This window comes from Agrobacterium sp. ST15.13.013 (assembly GCF_027956525.1).
GTDB classification, from domain to species: Bacteria; Pseudomonadota; Alphaproteobacteria; order Rhizobiales; family Rhizobiaceae; genus Agrobacterium; species Agrobacterium salinitolerans.
This window is the reverse complement of sequence record NZ_JAQKGP010000014.1, coordinates 1-15780: the sequence shown is the minus strand read 5'-3', so window position 1 is coordinate 15780 and position 15780 is coordinate 1. Positions and strand designations below refer to the sequence as shown.

Here is a 15780-nt window from a genome sequence, read left to right as displayed (position 1 = left end):
AAGTTATGCGGCCAATGCTGGTGCGTCCAGCATGGCGTAGTATCGTTCCTCGGCCTCTGCAGGCGGAATGTTTCCAATGGGCTCCAGTAGACGCCGGTTGTTGAACCAATCGACCCATTCCAGCGTGGCGAACTCCATAGCTTCGAAGTTGCGCCATGGTCCTCGGCGATGGATGACCTCAGCCTTGTAAAGGCCGTTGATCGTTTCGGCGAGAGCGTTGTCGTAGCTATCGCCGACGCTTCCGACGGAAGGTTCGATACCTGCCTCTGCCAACCGTTCGGAATACTTGATCGACACGTATTGCACGCCCCTGTCGGAGTGGTGGATGAGCCCGCCGCGATGGACGGGCCGCCGATCATGAAGTGCCTGGTCGAGAGCATCGAGGACGAAACCCGCTTGCGCCGTCCGGCTTGCCCGCCAGCCTACGATACGCCGGGCGAAGGCATCGATCACGAAGGCCACGTAGACGAAGCCCTGCCAGGTCGCGACATAGGTGAAATCGGAGAGCCACAGCATGTTCGGTGCGGGAGCACGGAACTGCCGGTTCACGCGGTCGAGCGGGCATGGAGCGGCCTTGTCCGGCACGGTGGTTTTGACGGGCTTGCCGCGAATGATGCCTTGAAGACCCATCATTCTCATGAGCCGAGCGACGGTGCAGCGGGCGATGTCGTGACCCTCTCGCTGCAACTGTCGCCAGACCTTCCGCACGCCATAGACCTGGAAGTTCTCGTTGAACACCCGGCGTATCTCGACCTTCATCGCCATGTCGCGACGGGCGCGGGCCGACAGGCGGTCCACGTCCGTGCGCTTGGCAACGACCTCATAGTAGGTGGACGGGGCAATCGGCAGCAGCCTGCAGATCGGCTCGACCCCGAGCACCGTGCGGTGTTCGTCGATGAAGGAAATCATCGCTTCAGTGGGCGGTCGAGTATCTGTCTTGGTCAAGGGCGGTCAGGCAGCCAATCCCGGCTTTCGCGCAGCAAGGTGTTTGCAAGAATGATGATGCGCCGCATGATGGCGGTAATGGCAACTTTCTTGGCTTTTCCGACCTTAAGTAGCTGCTGATACTTGTCGTGAAGGTCCCGGTTGAAGCGGATGGCGACAAGTGCGGGCATGTAGATCGCGCGCCGAATTGATGACCGCCCCCGGCGATCCGCTCTTTGCCTTGCCACTTTCCAGATTGCTGCGTCATTGGCGCAAGTCCTGCTAAAGCAGTGATCTTCTTGCCGTCGAGGTACCCAAGCTCTGGCATGTCGATCAGCATGGTGGTCGCGGTCAGTCGACCGATCCCCGGGATGGTCATCAAACGGCGGATGCGCTCTTCAAGGGTACCCCGCTGCTTGGCGATCTGGGCGATGACCTCGTCAAGCGCTTGAATATCGGCACTGATATCTTCAATGCGGCGACCAAGTTGCTCTCGTACGAGCGGGTTCAGCGCAGTAGCAAGCCGCGTCTTTGCGGTTACCTGATCTTTGACCAAAGCGCGGCGGGCAGTCAGCAACTCTCTGAGATCATGAACATCTTCGCCCTCGACGACTTGAGGCGTCAGGTCAAGCACAACGCCCATGCGCGCCAACATTTTGGCGTCGACACTATCAGTCTTTGCCAGTCGCCCGATGGCCTGCGCAAAACGCCGCGCCTGCTTTGGATTGACTTTTATGAAGGGGAGCTCTGCCAGGCTGAGATGTCGCTCAAGTCCCCGGTGATAGGCACCGGTTGCTTCGAAGACGATGAGAACGTCTTCCTCTTTTGCCAGCCAGTCGCACAATTGCCCAAAACCTTCGGGCGTATTGGGTAAGCAGCACGCCTCCGTCCGGGAGTGCCAGAATGCGTCAAGACGGTCTTTCGACACGTCAATACCAATGGTATCCTTAGCCATCTTTTCTTCCTACCTATGCTTGTCGTTCGGGCCCGCAGCCCACGTATCTGTTCAGGTCGTTAGAAAAGACGGGGGCTCGTCAAACTCGACCGCGGTCCTGCAAGACCAAGCTCCGCACGACGCCACCCCCGCCGCTGCCCCGCAATTTGCGGTGCTGGGCAGCGGCTCCTTTTTGCATCAAGAGCCAAGAATTCCATAAGACAAGCTCCGCCTGGGCAAAATATGCCGAGGCTTTGCGCAAAATCTCGTTCGCCTGACGAAGCTCCCGGTTCTCCCGCTCCAGTGCCTTCATCTTCTCGGCCACGTCGCTCGGCAGGCCAGCCCGCTTGCCGCTGTCGACCTCGGCCTTCTTCACCCATTCATGGAGGGTATGCGCCGAGCAGCCGATCTTGGCCGCTATCGATGATACCGCTGCCCAGCGGGAGGGATGTTCGGCTTCATGCTCCGTCACCATACGCACGGCACGGGCGCGGACTTCAGGGGAGAATTTGTTCGTCGTCTTGCTTGTCATAGACCCTACTTCTCACGAGTTGGGGTCTCCGGTAAATCCGGTGCGGTTCACTCTTTATGATCGAATGGTACTCAAGTCCGGCACTACGGCGGAGATGCCAAGCCGGTCTAAACAAGGGCGAGGCCGCCCATAAGCTGAAACGCGCTGTGTTCTTCCACGAGCGGGGCGAAATCCGCGACCGGTCGTTCGAGAGCCAGGCGTTCCGCGCCTCTGGTCTTAACCTCGTCGTCAGTGCGATCGTCCACTGGAATACAGTCTACCTCGACCGTGCAATCACACAGCTGAAGCGAGCGGGTCGAGATATTCCTGATACTCTGTCGAAGCACATCTCGCCGCTCAGCTGGGAACATATCAACCTTACCGGCATCTACACCTGGGATGCTGAACATCAAATGCCGAACGGATTTCGATCGCTGCGTCTGCCAGCCGGGCTACGGCGGGTCGCATAAGTTCTCTTTCCGTTCGCCCTTAGCGTACGATTTCGCACTCCTCTTGTTCTGGCCCCAAATCCATTTCATTTTGCATAAGCTTTAAGCTGTCACCCGGTCGCTCGCCTGCTATTCAAGCAAAAATCGAACAGATGGAGATTGAGATTTGGCGCATTTGGACGAGAAGCTTGAACCGATCCTGGCTGAAGTGCTGCAGCGTAATGCCGGCGAACTGGAATTTCATCAGGCAGTCCGTGAAGTTCTTGAAAGCCTAGGTCGCGTCATCGCGAAACACCCCAATTATGCCGATAATGCTCTCATCGAGCGCATTTGCGAGCCCGAACGCCAGATCATCTTTCGTGTGCCCTGGGTCGATGACACGGGTCAAGTACAGATCAACCGCGGCTTCCGCGTGCAGTTCAACTCTGCCCTTGGCCCCTATAAAGGGGGCATTCGTTTCCACCCTTCCGTGAATGTGGGCATCGTCAAATTCCTTGGCTTTGAACAAACTTTCAAGAACGCATTGACGGGTATGCCGATCGGCGGCGGCAAGGGCGGGTCGGATTTCAATCCGCGAGGTCGCTCGGACAGCGAAATCATGCGGTTTTGCCAGTCCTTCATGACTGAACTGCATCGCCATATCGGCGAGTATACGGATGTGCCCGCCGGCGACATCGGCGTCGGCGGTCGGGAGATCGGCTATATGTTTGGCCAGTACAAGCGCCTCACCAACCGTTACGAAGCGGGAGTATTAACCGGCAAGGCGTTGTTCCATGGCGGCTCAAAAGCGCGGAGGGAAGCGACGGGATATGGTGCGACCTATTTTGTCGAGCGGATGCTTTCGACGAAAGGCCACAACTTCGAAGGCAAACGCGTGGTGGTCTCGGGCTCCGGCAACGTTGCCATCTATACAATGGAAAAGGTCATCGAATTCGGGGGCAAGATTGTCGCATGCTCGGATTCCAGCGGCTACGTCATGGATGAAAACGGAATCGATCTCGACCTCGTAAAAGAGATCAAGGAAGAGCGCCGCGGTCGAATATCAGAATATGTTGGTATAAAGACCGCTGGCAGCCGTTTCGTCGAGGGAGGTTCCATCTGGAACGTGGCTTGCGATGTCGCAATGCCGTCCGCGACCCAGAATGAATTGACCGGACGTGATGCCAAGGCACTCATCCGGAACAAGGTCATTGCGGTCGGCGAAGGCGCCAACATGCCAACCACGCCGGAAGCGGTGCGACTTTTTCAGGAAGCAGGTGTATTGTTTGCCCCGGGCAAGCTGCCAATGCAGGTGGCGTCGCAACGTCGGCGTTGGAAATGCAGCAAAATGCGTCACGGGATAGCTGGACTTTCGAGCAGACAGAAAATCGCCTAGCGACGATCATGCACAATATCCATGATACATGCGCTACGACGGCCGAAGAATACGGCGCGCCCGGCGACTATGTCCTCGGCGCCAACATTGGCGGCTTTGTGTAGAAAAGTAGGGACCTTCGAGACATCCTTGTTTTTGACTTTCGATCACAAGGATAATCGCGATGATGACATTCCGACGGGAAGTTTCACATAAGATGCGCGTTCTTCAACACGCCGAGCGCCACGGTGATGTTTCGCAAACATGCCGCTATTTCGGTATCGGCAGAGCCAGCTTCTATCGGTGGAAATCGGCTTTCGAGCGCTATGGCGAAGCCGGGCTGGAGAACAGATCCTGCGCACCCAAAAATCCAGCCAACCAGAAGCCTGCAGAAGTCATCGAGAAAGTCTTGCATTTGCGCACCAGATATCATCTCGGTCCGATGCGCATTTCTTGGTATATGAGCAGGTACCATGCCGTCACCATCTCCGATGCCTGCATCTATCGAATCCTGAAACGAAATGGCCTCAGTCGGCTTCCCGGCGGTACGCGTGTTAGGAAAATCCATACTCAGAGATACGAGCAGCGGGTGCCGGGGCATCAGATACAGGTCGACGTGAAATTCCTTAAATTCGAAGACGTTAGCGGTAAGATCGTCAAGCGTTTCCAATACACGGCAATCGACGATGCCACCCGCATCCGAGCCTTGAAGGTCTATGATCGCCACACCCAGGCCAACGCTATAGACTTCATCGACACCGTAGTCGCCAAATTCCCGTTCCGCATTCGCGAAATTCGAACCGATAATGGGCACGAGTTTCAGGCCAAGTTCCACTGGCACGTCGAAGACCAGGGCATTCGGCACGCCTATATCAAACCAGCGTCTCCTCAACTAAACGGGAAAGTCGAACGGTCACACCGTACCGATGATCAAGAGTTCTATCAGCTTTTGTCCTATACAGATGACATCGACCTCATTCAAAAACTCAGCGAGTGGGAGAGGTTCTACAATCTTGCAAGGCCGCATGGCGCTTTCAATGGAAAGGCACCTTACGAAATCCTCCGAGAACGCTTATAATCCAGATAAGGATGTCTCATCGCCCTTCAGAAGATTACAGGCGGCTTTGTTCGGGTGGCCGAGGCGATGGACGCGCTCGGTATCATCTGACGACAGAGTGGTGACACCTGCCGACGTTGATGCCGCGCCGACAGGTTCGACTTTTACAATCCACCGGTGCAGAGACCTCCTATGGCAACGCTTTTGATCCACACCTTTAGAGAGCCTCCGCGATCGAAAAACGGCTCCCGGCCCGAACGCAGGTAAATCCTGGTTTGCGCTCGGGGGACCAGGATCATGTAGTTCCCTAAACGATAGCGGTGGCTGACGCCTCTCGCTAAATCTTCCGGCTTTAATATCTTGACCATGAAAACCACAGCACCCCGCGGTATGCGGGTGACGCTTCCGCGCGCGCTATCCAAACTTGGCCACTGTTCGCGAACGCAGGCCGAACGGTTGATTGCCGAGGGCCGGGTGGCGCTTAATGGCCGTCGTGCCATGGATCCCTCGGTGTGGGTGGATCTGATGTCGGATCAAATGGCAGTGGACGGACAAACTGTTTCGGAACCGGCCAAGCTTTACATCATGATGAACAAACCTCGCGGTGTGATTACCACGCGAGATGATCCCGCCGGCCGTGCGACGGTATTCGACTGCCTCAAGCTTCAGGGCACGCCATTCGTTTCACCCGTAGGCCGGCTGGACAAGGCGAGCGAGGGCTTGCTGTTGTCTACCAATGACACGGTGCTCGCCCAGCGGCTTCTCGATCCTGCTACAAATGTTTCCAAAATCTACCACGTACAAGTTGGGGGCGAAATTGGCGCATCGGTGCTGCAACAGATGATCACTGGCATTCCCAGCGACGGCGAACTGCTCCGAGCCACCTCCGTCGGCCTTTTGCGTCGCGGCAGCAAGAACGCCTGGATCGAGGTCGAACTGCGCGAGGGTCGATATCGGCAAATCCGCAGAATGCTGGAAGGTGTTGGACTGGACTGTCTGCGACTGGTCAGGATAGCGGTCGACACGCTGCTATTGGGTGATTTACAAAAAGGAGACAGCAGGCCTCTCACCTCCTCCGAAATCGCCTCACTGCGCAAGCGCGTAGCATCGAATAATCGATTTGGCATGTCACATCATGACGCCAAGCCGGTGTTTGCCGCTAACTTAATATCCGGCAACTCGAATTTTGACTGAAGATGATCCAGGCGCTGCGAGTTCTGGAAACGTGACGGTTGATGTAACTGCACAGGAAAAGCAATCGGCGTCTATTCTCGGAGCCTGAACGAGAACGGGAAATTTGCCGAAAAAAGCACCGTTTCGCCGATGAAATCGCCATGCTGTCCGCAATGCCTACCGTGGTGGCATTATTTGCAGGACTTTAGGATGGCATGAGGTTTGCAGGGGGATGGAAACTTTTGAATCTCTCGGCGGCACCAACCATGTTCCAACCTTTGATGGCTTGTTTCCTACTGAGTGCCGCTACCGGCTTGAGCCTGCGGCGGTTTCTCCTGCCGTACTTTCCCGGCGGCGACGCTGCAGAAAAACGAGCACCGGTGACAATGGTGGCAAGTGCTATCTTTTTGGCAGCGGTTGCTTTCACGGTCTCGGACCAGAAACTCTGGGCAATACCGATCGTTCTGACCTTCAGCCTCTGGCTTGCGTTGGTATTCGACGACTCCAAGCCCGCCACGACGATCGCCATCTCGGTCGTCAGCTTCGCGATGTATCTTTGCCTCCGGTCAATCCATTGATCCTCAGCGCTCCGCATTCATCGATAGGCGTGCGTCTTGGTCTCTCTCGACACGCTTCGACGCCATTTCGAGCGCTTCGAAATCGCTGTGGTCAAAGGTTAATTCGCCGCTGTCTGATGAGGCCCTTTTGGAAGCGACCGCGCGACGGCACTCAAAAGGTCAGTCTGGGAAATCAGCCCGATAATGTGGCTTTGCTCATCGACGACGATCACCGCATGTGTTTTGCCGTCCGTCAGGATGGGAAGCAGGCTCAGGGCCCGATCGGCAGCCGAAGCGGTCGTTGGCGGAGAGATCAGTTCCTTCAAGAGACCTTCTCCCATCGCCAATTCTCTCAAACCCACAGTACCGAGCAGTTGTCCGTTTCGATCCTTGACCGGCAATGTTCGGATATTGTGCTTGAGAAGCAGCTCCCGCGCCTGTTCGACGTCGGCATCGATTTCGGCCACAACGACGTCGCGCGACATGATGTCCGCACATTTGATCCCGTCATTGGAGCGGGCGACAGCCTCGTACTCCACACGGCGAAGCAATACTCCAAGGTCAGTGCGGTCGATGTCGAATGTCTCGTGCAGCGCCTCAAGGGCGGCGTCAATATCCTCGTCACGAAACCCCACTCGCTCGGCTGGTGGAAGGTCTGCAGTCAGATGTCCGTTCACCGTAGGCGAGGCGACATGCGGATAGTTATGCTTGGATAGTTTGTGGAACAGCAGGCCCACTGCGACAAGGATGCAGGAATTCAGAGCAACTGGAATGAACGGAAACAGCAGGCCCCAGCTTGCGACCGCAGGTCCACCAAGGACGGCTGTCAGGGCTGCCGCCCCGCCAGGCGGATGGAGACACCGGGTAAAGGACATCGCCGCGATCGCCAGTGAGACGCCCACACCAGTAGCTATGATCGGGTCGCTGATCAGGCTGGCGGCAAGCACCCCCATGAAGGCCGAAATCGTATTGCCACCGATGATCGACCACGGCTGGGCGAGCGGGCTTGCCGGAACGGCAAACAGCAGCACAGCCGAGGCGCCCATCGGCGCGACAATCAACGGTAAATGTGCCCCCTTTCCGAGCAGGTAGCTGGAAATCAGGCCTGTCAGCGCGATTGCCGCCAGAGCGCCAAGGCATGCAAGCAGCCGATCGCGCAACGTTGCGCCGGCAAGAATGGGTCGAAACAGCCATAGTGACAGAAGCGCACGCTTCTGGGCCGCTCCTTTGGGGTCGGAAGGGGACATGGGAAAACCTGACGAAAGACTGTGTTGGTGGGTTCAGGAAAGAGAAAGGGAGAGCGGAGGCGTTGACGTCAGAAGCATATTCTCAAATCCGCGAAGCGGATCAGACCTCCGATCATTCCGGGAAATGAGGAGTGTGTCGACCGCACCAAGGGAATGCACAACGATATCGGCAGCCCAGTGCATGCCATCAAGGACAGAGCGCGGTATGACACCCACTGCGTTGCCCGCAACAACGTGGGCGAGAATGGAGTGATAGGAGGTCAATTCCACGGTTGGAACGTCGGCTCCCAACTTCAGCCAATGCTCGGCAATACGGCGATAGGTACAACCCGGTTCAAGAGCTGCAAGAGTGGTCGGCCGAATGTCGGCGGCGTCGCGGAGCGGAGGATGGTTGGAAGGCAGGATCAGAAGCAACTCTTCCTGAAAGACCTTGGTCGCGTGAAGCGGATGCTGCTCACGCCCAAGCATCCCTGCCCATTCTTTCTGATCAGGCAGTTGGGCGATGAGAGCGCAATCGAGTTCGTCGGCAATCACCGCCTTTGCCAATTCCTGCGTTGCGCCAAGAGTCAAACGCAATGACACCTGTGGCCAGGCCTCATTAAAGGCTGCAAGCACCGGCGGCAGGCGGCTTGCCGCGGTGCTTTCCATCGTGCCCACCCGCAATGCCTCCCCCTGGTTTTCTTTCCTGAGCGCAAGACGAGCCTCAGTGGCAAGAGCAACCATTTTTTTCGCGTAGCCCAAGAAAATTTGGCCTTCCCGGGTCAGGGTCATCTTCTTTCCCTCCCGGCTGAACAGCAAGGCGCCAACTTGCTCCTCAAGAAGCTGGATACGTGTTGTTATATTCGAGGGTGCCCGACCAAGCTGCTTCGCCGCGCGCGTCACGCTCGTCTCGTCGGCGACGATCAGAAAAATATGCAAAGAAGTCGGATCCAAAAAAGTCTCCACTGAAGAATGGTATTGCCTTATTATTCTCCATGAGCGAACATCACGCAAGCCGAAGGTGATCGCCTGAAGCCAGCAGATAGAAAAGAAATGTCAGATGAGCGACGAGAATCAGAATGACAATCCTGATGGCTTCTCTTCTCCGGCCTGTTTTATGCACGAAGTCGATCCTGCCTATATGGGATTGGAGGGCACGGGTGAAACAGTCAAAGAATGGCGCAAAGGTGAGCGGCGCCGTCTGATCGATCATCGTGCCAGCCTCAATGCGGACGATCGCGAGCAGAGATCCTTGCTTATCCGGCAAAATCTCGATCGACTTTTGCCTGAAGTCACCGGGCGAACCATCAGTCTCTACTGGCCATTTCTTGGAGAACCCGACCTTCGCGGCTGGTTGACAGCGGCGTCAGCCCAAGGCGCCACATGCCTGTTGCCGGTGGTGTCTGAAAAGAGCAAGCCTCTCACGTTCCGAACCTGGCGGATTGGCGAAAAATTGACGCGCGGTGTCCTGAATATCCCTGTTCCGCTGCACGGTGATGAACGCCAACCGGATATCGTCATTGCCCCGGTTGTCGGGTTTGACGCGCAATGTTACCGGCTCGGGTTCGGAGGTGGGTATTTTGATCGAACGCTCGCTGTGCTTCATCCAAAGCCCGTCGTGATCGGCGTCGGGTTTGACTTCCAGGAAATTGAGACGATCCGTCCTCAAGGTCATGACATTCCCATGGATGCGGTCGTCACCGATACAGACATCCGGTTTCGTCAAGGTTGTGATGCTCTTTTTGCATGGAAATTTGAGGCCTAGGCGATGGGTTCGCTGAGCGTCACCTCCCTCATTCCAATGTGTCTAACAGCGGCCATTGCGCTCAGTTGGAACCCGTTTCTGATCCTATACAGAAACAATGCCCTTGCTGTGCAGGCCCCTGTCATGACGACCATCGCTGCCAGCCTGGCTCTGACGGCAGTGACCTTCGCCTATTCCAACCTGGGAGCAATTGCCGGGAGCCTCGTATTTGCGACCGGCCTGATGCTCTCGATACCGTTGCGGGACCATCTACGAGATGAGATCAGCATTGCCCTCTCAGCCGTGTGTCTTTTCGTTTGTTTTTCCATGCCGAATGGCATTCAAGCATAGGAGCGAACAATGCTTATGGACAGCAGGCCATCAAGAAGAAATTGGTTGCACTGGTAAGCCTGGTACCCGGTCTTGCCGGCGAACGATACACTATGTTGGCTGGAGATCGTGTTCCGGCGAAAGGCGGCCACCGGTAGGTGGGAGTATAGATCAACGCGGTCTGATCGAGAACGGCTTTTGGCTCAAGCTTGCATTCCTGTCTCTCCTGGTGCGTGAGAAAAAATCAGCCTGACGATCTCCAAGCCAGGCATTTATCCGATCTTATCGATTCCAGGAGTACGCCGGCAAAATGGCAAGAGCTCGGCGACCGAGGCGCGAGCAGCCGCGAAATTCTTTTCCAGTTATGACTGCCGGTTAGGATCATCCAGCGCTGGATTGTAAAATAACGAAACTGTCAGGCTTCGGGCGATACGCTGCGCCGTCGCCATGAACCATGCCTTGGCTTCCTCATTCGTGACGACGTCGTCCAGCGTTGTGGCAAACAGTTCCAGCCATTTCGGAAAGAGATCTGGCGTCAGATTAGCCACGCCCAGATGGGCCTGAACAGGTTTCCCTCCATAGGAGCCATCGTGGAACGCGACCGCTAACCAGAAGCCTTTCATTTTCAGGGTGTGCTCCGACCAGCGTCCCGAAAGCCGTGCGTCGAAAACGGGACCGAGCTCCGGATGCTCCAGCACACGCGCGTAAAACGTATCGACCAAGGTGCTGATCAAGGCGCGATCAATGCCGAGAGCCTGCATTTCCACATCGGCCCGATTGCGGATTGCGGCGTTGTGAGCGGCCCGTGCTTGCAATTCATTTTCCATTCAACCACCAAAGCGCTGCGTTGTTTGCAGCATATGCCTGCTCCCTGTCATCGACAAACGCAGCGCAGATTTCCTTTTGAAGATGGCAGTCATTGACGCGGTGACCGTTTCGACGATCTACCCTTAAGGAACGTCAACTCCTCGTGCTGAACCTCATTTTCGATATCCAAGATTGCGCGCCATTGACGATTGCCGAAGCGTAGCGACAGTCGCTTTGTCCCTGCATGCTCATCCGAACCTATCTCCACAGAGCTCGCGACAAGACCACGCTGGATGTAGCTGCGGAATTCCGATTGCGACACCCCAAACCGGGAAGCGATCTCGCTCGAATCCAGGGTGAAATCTCCGTTTGGGCTGCACTCGACAAACAAATTCGTGTCCTCAAAAAGCGCCAGTGGCGCAACAAAAAATCTCCAGGAGAGAACGATTGCTTATTGTCATTCCTATATCAAGAATTAATATCGGCCATTCGGAGATTTGTAGTAGTTGGCCTCTCGCGAACACAGTCAGCTTCCAAATTAGGCAAACAGAAATCACGGACCCATTCGTGGCACCGACATCATGAATAATACGGATCGGAAAGTCGCAGATGACAGATATCAGAACGATCGCAGCCTCGAACGGCATTGCTGACGACACCACTTTCGGTGCTGTGACGCCTCCCATCTACCTATCCAGCAACTTCGCGTTCCAAAAATTCGAACACGCCCAGGCGTACGAATATTCCCGCACCTCCAACCCGACACGGGACCTGCTCGCCGATACGCTGGCCAAGCTTGAAGGCGGAGCAGGAGCCGTCGTGACTTCGTCGGGGATGGCGGCTGTGAATCTCATCCTCAGCCTTTTGAAACCCGGCGATCGCGTCATTGCGCCTCACGACTGTTACGGCGGAACATACCGACTGCTCCGGGCTCTGTGCGACCGGGGCCATTTCGAGATAGAGTTCGTCGACCAGCAGGACACGACCATGTTTGATGCAGCCCTGCAACGGCGTGCTTCACTGGTGATGGTTGAAACTCCAAGCAATCCGCTCATGCGGGTGGTCGATATCAAAGCTATTGCGCAGCGCGCCAAGTCCGCCAACGCCCGTCTTGTCGTTGACAACACCTTCCTGTCGCCTGCGCTACAACAGCCCATTGCGCTGGGAGCCGATTTCGTTGTTCACTCGACAACAAAGTATCTGAATGGTCACTCCGACGTCGTTGGCGGCGCGGTTATAGCCGCCAACTCCCGCGATGTAGAAGAACTTAAAGACTGGGCGAACCTCATCGGCGTCACAGGATCGCCCTTTGATTCCTACCTGACACTACGCGGCATCAGAACCCTCTTCCCGCGGATCGAACAACAGCAAAAGACCGCCGCTGCCGTGGCAGAATTCCTTGATCGACGGCCTGAGGTCCGTGTGGTCCACTACCCAAGCTTGGCTACCCATCCAGGCAGAGAACTTGCACTGCGCCAGCAAAAAGGTTTCGGTGCCATGCTGAGTTTTGAACTGGAGGGAGGCTTGGAGGCGGTGCGCAGCTTCGTCACTGCATTAAGAGTCTTCACTCTCGCCGAGTCGCTCGGCGGCGTGGAAAGTCTGATCGCCCATCCAACGACCATGACCCACGCCGGAATGGGTGAGGAAGCCCGTCTGGCTGCAGGGATCAATGACAGCCTGCTGCGGGTTTCGATTGGCCTGGAAGCAGAGCAGGACCTAATATCCGATCTTGCGTGCAGTCTGGCCGCCACAGGGACCAGCTCTCGGAAACAAACCTGAATTTGAAAAGTAATTGTCGGCGCTTCTGACAATCAGAAAGTGGCGTTGGCGACAGATCGAATTTCCACCTCAACGGCATTCTGCCACGTGCTGCCCCATCCCAAATTATGGTCGGCGCAACGTTGGGTTTCCGCACCACGCCCGTTGGGACCTCATTTAAAGTCGTTTTGCAGACGCTGAAGGATCGTTATGAGTTCAGGGGCCATATCGCGCACTTCCTTGAGATGAGCTGCACTTAACCGCAGCAGCACCGCGTCGGCCTTTTCAGTTAACTCCAATGTCTGTCGTCGCTTGTCCGTGGGGTCGGACTTTCGGGTCACCAGACCGGCGGCGCTCAGGCGACCTACAAGCTCAGTTGCCGAGTGCGGCGCAATCAGTAGCCGGCTCGCCAGCACTCCAATCGTCATAGGGTCATCTAAAGTATGTCCCTTGATTACAAGCAATGCCTGGTGCTGCTGGCCTGGGAGGCCTTCATCCTGGGCAGCGCATGTGCTGAAATTCATAAACTTTCGCAGTGTGAAACGCAGGTTGGCGAGTGCCTCATAGTCACTATCGCTCAGGGTATCTTTATTCACTTCTCACCATCTCTCCGTTTCGTTGAACTCATCCGGCACCCTCTATGCCGTCCCATGATCTGCTCTAGTCCGTCTCGGGTAAAGGCTCGGACACCAATGGCTCCCGGCGACAAGGTTTCCCATTCTTTTTTAGTCATGACGACGAAAATCCCAGCTCGACAAAATCATTGATTTATATCGTATCACGATATATTTGCGCATCGATGACATAATGTAACCGCGCTGAAGTGCAGCCGGGGCCGGAGAATTCGCGTTGATAAATCCTGAAACAAGACCGCCGCATCGCCAACATGATTTCACCGGTGGGCTTGCCCGGCGGGAAGCCGGTGACTTCACAACGGACAAGCGCGTTCTTCTGTTGATCGGCATGGCGATCATCGTCGGTACAGGAGGAGCGTTGGCTGCGTGGGTACTCGTCAATCTGATAGCACTTGTGACAAACATCGTCTGGTTCGGGCACTTCAGCACCGAGCCATCATCCCTGGCAAATGCCCCCCGATCTCTCTGGATGGTGGCAACGCCTGTGGTCGGTGGGCTGATCATCGGTTTGATGGCGCGCTTTGGTTCCGAGAAAATCCGCGGTCACGGTATTCCCGAAGCGATCGAGGCCATCCTGATCGGAGGCAGCCGCATGTCGCCCAAGGTTGCGGTGTTAAAGCCGCTCTCCTCAGCGATTTCGATCGGAACTGGCGGACCGTTCGGCGCTGAGGGCCCAATCATCATGACGGGTGGCGCTATCGGTTCTTTATTTGCCCAATTCTTCCATATGAGTGCGGCTGAACGTAAAACGCTGCTGGTCGCTGGTGCCGCAGCGGGCATGACGGCAATTTTCGGCTCGCCTATTACGGCGGTGATGCTCGCAGTCGAATTGCTGTTGTTCGAATGGAAACCGCGAAGCTTCATTCCGGTGGCAGTGGCGGCATGCGTGTCGATCTGCTGGCGGCCATTCCTTTTTGATCAAGGTCCGCTCTTTCCGACCAATTTCCAGGTCCATCTTCCTTGGTGGGGTATAATCCTGTGTGCGGCGATGGGCATCATATCAGGCCTTCAGTCCGGCGTCCTGACGACTCTGCTCTATAAAATCGAAGATGCCTTCGAACGGCTCCCGATTCATTGGATGTGGTGGCCAGCCCTCGGGGGCTTGATTGTCGGACTAGGGGGCCTGATCGAACCACGCGCGCTCGGCGTCGGTTACGACATAATCTCGGATTTGCTCTCAAGCCACATCATCGCGAAGGCAGTCCTTGCGATCCTTCTCGTCAAGGCTGGCATATGGCTTGTCGCGTTGTCGTCGGGAACCTCTGGCGGCGTGCTTGCTCCCCTCCTCATTCTCGGAGGTACGTTGGGCTGGCTCGTCGGTCTTTTTTTCCCCGGGGACCCCGGGTTTTGGGCGCTCCTCGGCATGGCTGCGATGATGGGTGGGACAATGCGGGCGCCTTTGACTGGAACGTTCTTCGCCGTCGAGATCACGGGCGACATCAGCACTCTTGTGCCTCTGCTTGCAGCTACTGTTACCGCATATGCGGTGACAGTACTATTGCTGCGCCGCTCGATTCTGACCGAAAAGATCGCACGTCGTGGCCAGCACATCACGCGCGAATATGGGATCGACCCCTTTGAATTCACCCGCGCTGCTGACATCATGGTTCGTAAGGTCGATACCTTGCCTGCCTCCATGACCATCAGAGCAGCCTGCGACTTCCTGTCCTCCGGCGAGAAGACGCATCGGATCTATCCGGTCGTTGAAGCTGATGGCGCATTGGTCGGCGTCGTGTCTCGTGCCGACGCACTTCGCTGGCAGGGAGACGAGGAGCTTGCGGATCAAACTCTGGCAGACCGGGTTTCCGACGGGTCAATTCCAGTGGGCCACACCGATGATACGGTTGCCTTCATCGCAGACCTTATGCTCGCCGCGGAAACTGGTCGTATTCCGATCGTCGATCGGGCTTCTGGCGAGCTAGTGGGCCTGATCGCGCGTAAAGATCTGTTGCGTCTGAGAAGCGCGCTTCAATCCTCGGAACTGGAGCGCCGTCCTTATTTTGGATCCGTGCCGCAAGCGCAGGATCCCACTTAGGATGCTGGTCGGTGTTGAAATCTTGACTGACTGGAGATTTCTCGATGCGCTCGGAAGCAAGTAAGCTCACATCCGGCCGTGACGAAGGCATGACTCTATCGACGAGCATCTCTTTGCTGCTTGCTCGGCTCTCCGGGAGAGGAAATGTGTTGGTTTCCACGCAGAACTGAGCCGGTTAGGCGCATAAGGGGGTGCGGACGAAAACTTGGACCACCAAGGAGGTAGTTCATGTATTCCTACGCAGACAGACTTCGAGCGGTTGAGCTCTATATCCGGCTTGGCAAGC

Annotated in this window: 13 protein-coding genes, 4 pseudogenes and 1 other annotated feature; of the genes and pseudogenes, 9 read left to right on the top strand and 8 right to left on the bottom strand. The window is 56.2% G+C overall.

All coding sequences use genetic code 11. The annotated features are described in order from the left end of the window. Nucleotides 1–3: 3 nt before the first annotated feature. The 3 genes and pseudogenes from PL597_RS15250 to PL597_RS15240 all read right to left on the bottom strand — a co-directional run. A pseudogene (locus PL597_RS15250) lies at nt 4–927 on the bottom strand (IS3 family transposase); the annotation flags it as partial. After that, nucleotides 835–950, bottom strand: a sequence feature (AL1L pseudoknot). (Overlaps the previous pseudogene by 93 nt.) Then, complete coding sequence (locus tag PL597_RS15245) at nt 914–1879, bottom strand: IS110 family transposase (protein ID WP_271365587.1); 966 nt, start codon at nt 1877–1879, stop codon at nt 914–916. (Overlaps the previous feature by 37 nt.) The pseudogene PL597_RS15250 and the gene PL597_RS15245, both read right to left, overlap by 14 nt. A gap of 203 nt (nt 1880–2082) precedes the next feature. Then, nucleotides 2083–2390: pseudogene (locus PL597_RS15240) on the bottom strand (transposase); the annotation flags it as partial. A gap of 47 nt (nt 2391–2437) precedes the next feature. Between PL597_RS15240 and PL597_RS15235 the strand changes: the two are divergent. The 5 genes and pseudogenes from PL597_RS15235 to PL597_RS15215 form a co-directional block, all read left to right on the top strand. Further along, nucleotides 2438–2839: pseudogene (locus PL597_RS15235) on the top strand (Tn3 family transposase); the annotation flags it as partial. A 145-nt stretch (nt 2840–2984) separates the two neighbouring features. Continuing rightward, nucleotides 2985–4297 (top strand): annotated as a pseudogene (gene gdhA, locus PL597_RS15230) (NADP-specific glutamate dehydrogenase). Between the two features lie 59 nt (nt 4298–4356). Next, nucleotides 4357–5250 (top strand): IS481 family transposase, encoded by an 894-nt coding sequence (locus tag PL597_RS15225; protein WP_271365586.1) that lies wholly within the window; start codon nt 4357–4359, stop codon nt 5248–5250. Nucleotides 5251–5595: 345 nt separating this feature from the next. After that, a complete protein-coding gene (locus tag PL597_RS15220) occupies nt 5596–6423 on the top strand; it encodes a pseudouridine synthase (RefSeq protein WP_271365697.1) in 828 nt (275 codons plus the stop codon). A 245-nt stretch (nt 6424–6668) separates the two neighbouring features. Continuing rightward, nucleotides 6669–6980 carry a hypothetical protein gene (locus PL597_RS15215; RefSeq protein ID WP_271365696.1) on the top strand — a complete coding sequence of 104 codons (312 nt, stop codon included), beginning with the start codon at nt 6669–6671 and terminating at the stop codon, nt 6978–6980. 98 nt (nt 6981–7078) lie between these two features. Here PL597_RS15215 and PL597_RS15210 read toward each other — a convergent pair whose 3' ends face one another. Continuing rightward, nucleotides 7079–8206, bottom strand: a complete 1128-nt coding sequence (locus tag PL597_RS15210; RefSeq protein ID WP_271365584.1) for an HPP family protein — start codon at nt 8204–8206, stop codon at nt 7079–7081. 33 nt (nt 8207–8239) lie between these two features. Next, nucleotides 8240–9139 carry a LysR substrate-binding domain-containing protein gene (locus PL597_RS15205; RefSeq protein ID WP_271365583.1) on the bottom strand — a complete coding sequence of 300 codons (900 nt, stop codon included), beginning with the start codon at nt 9137–9139 and terminating at the stop codon, nt 8240–8242. Between the two features lie 106 nt (nt 9140–9245). Between PL597_RS15205 and PL597_RS15200 the strand changes: the two genes are divergently transcribed. Next, nucleotides 9246–9950 (top strand): 5-formyltetrahydrofolate cyclo-ligase, encoded by a 705-nt coding sequence (locus tag PL597_RS15200; RefSeq protein ID WP_271365582.1) that lies wholly within the window; start codon nt 9246–9248, stop codon nt 9948–9950. 3 nt (nt 9951–9953) lie between these two features. Further along, a complete protein-coding gene (locus PL597_RS15195; protein ID WP_271365581.1) occupies nt 9954–10280 on the top strand; it encodes a hypothetical protein in 327 nt (108 codons plus the stop codon). Between the two features lie 341 nt (nt 10281–10621). On the opposite strand, the gene PL597_RS15190 is transcribed toward PL597_RS15195, so the two are convergent. Both PL597_RS15190 and PL597_RS15185 read right to left on the bottom strand, forming a co-directional pair. Beyond that, nucleotides 10622–11086: a group III truncated hemoglobin gene (locus PL597_RS15190; RefSeq protein WP_271365580.1), complete on the bottom strand. Its 465-nt coding sequence runs from the start codon at nt 11084–11086 to the stop codon at nt 10622–10624. Nucleotides 11087–11175: 89 nt separating this feature from the next. After that, the gene (locus tag PL597_RS15185) at nt 11176–11457 is read right to left on the bottom strand and encodes a DUF6522 family protein (protein WP_244635064.1); all 282 of its coding nucleotides are present in this window, start codon (nt 11455–11457) and stop codon (nt 11176–11178) included. 218 nt (nt 11458–11675) lie between these two features. Here PL597_RS15185 and metB point away from each other — a divergent pair, with 218 nt between their 5' ends. Continuing rightward, complete coding sequence (gene metB, locus PL597_RS15180) at nt 11676–12845, top strand: cystathionine gamma-synthase (RefSeq protein WP_271365578.1); 1170 nt, start codon at nt 11676–11678, stop codon at nt 12843–12845. 152 nt (nt 12846–12997) lie between these two features. Here the strand turns inward: metB and PL597_RS15175 are convergent, their stop codons facing one another. Continuing rightward, nucleotides 12998–13348, bottom strand: a complete 351-nt coding sequence (locus tag PL597_RS15175; RefSeq protein WP_271365695.1) for a MarR family winged helix-turn-helix transcriptional regulator — start codon at nt 13346–13348, stop codon at nt 12998–13000. A 325-nt stretch (nt 13349–13673) separates the two neighbouring features. Here PL597_RS15175 and PL597_RS15170 point away from each other — a divergent pair, with 325 nt between their 5' ends. Then, a complete protein-coding gene (locus PL597_RS15170) occupies nt 13674–15494 on the top strand; it encodes a chloride channel protein (RefSeq protein ID WP_416372235.1) in 1821 nt (606 codons plus the stop codon). Nucleotides 15495–15780 lie beyond the last annotated feature (286 nt).

Coding starts and splice junctions, on each gene's coding strand:
- PL597_RS15245 (WP_271365587.1), bottom strand. CDS start 1,879: ATGGCTAAGGATACCATTGGTATTGACGTGTCGAAAGACCGTCTTGAC.
- PL597_RS15225 (WP_271365586.1), top strand. CDS start 4,357: ATGATGACATTCCGACGGGAAGTTTCACATAAGATGCGCGTTCTTCAA.
- PL597_RS15220 (WP_271365697.1), top strand. CDS start 5,596: ATGAAAACCACAGCACCCCGCGGTATGCGGGTGACGCTTCCGCGCGCG.
- PL597_RS15215 (WP_271365696.1), top strand. CDS start 6,669: ATGTTCCAACCTTTGATGGCTTGTTTCCTACTGAGTGCCGCTACCGGC.
- PL597_RS15210 (WP_271365584.1), bottom strand. CDS start 8,206: ATGTCCCCTTCCGACCCCAAAGGAGCGGCCCAGAAGCGTGCGCTTCTG.
- PL597_RS15200 (WP_271365582.1), top strand. CDS start 9,246: ATGAGCGACGAGAATCAGAATGACAATCCTGATGGCTTCTCTTCTCCG.
- PL597_RS15195 (WP_271365581.1), top strand. CDS start 9,954: ATGGGTTCGCTGAGCGTCACCTCCCTCATTCCAATGTGTCTAACAGCG.
- PL597_RS15190 (WP_271365580.1), bottom strand. CDS start 11,086: ATGGAAAATGAATTGCAAGCACGGGCCGCTCACAACGCCGCAATCCGC.
- metB (WP_271365578.1), top strand. CDS start 11,676: ATGACAGATATCAGAACGATCGCAGCCTCGAACGGCATTGCTGACGAC.
- PL597_RS15175 (WP_271365695.1), bottom strand. CDS start 13,348: ATGAATTTCAGCACATGCGCTGCCCAGGATGAAGGCCTCCCAGGCCAG.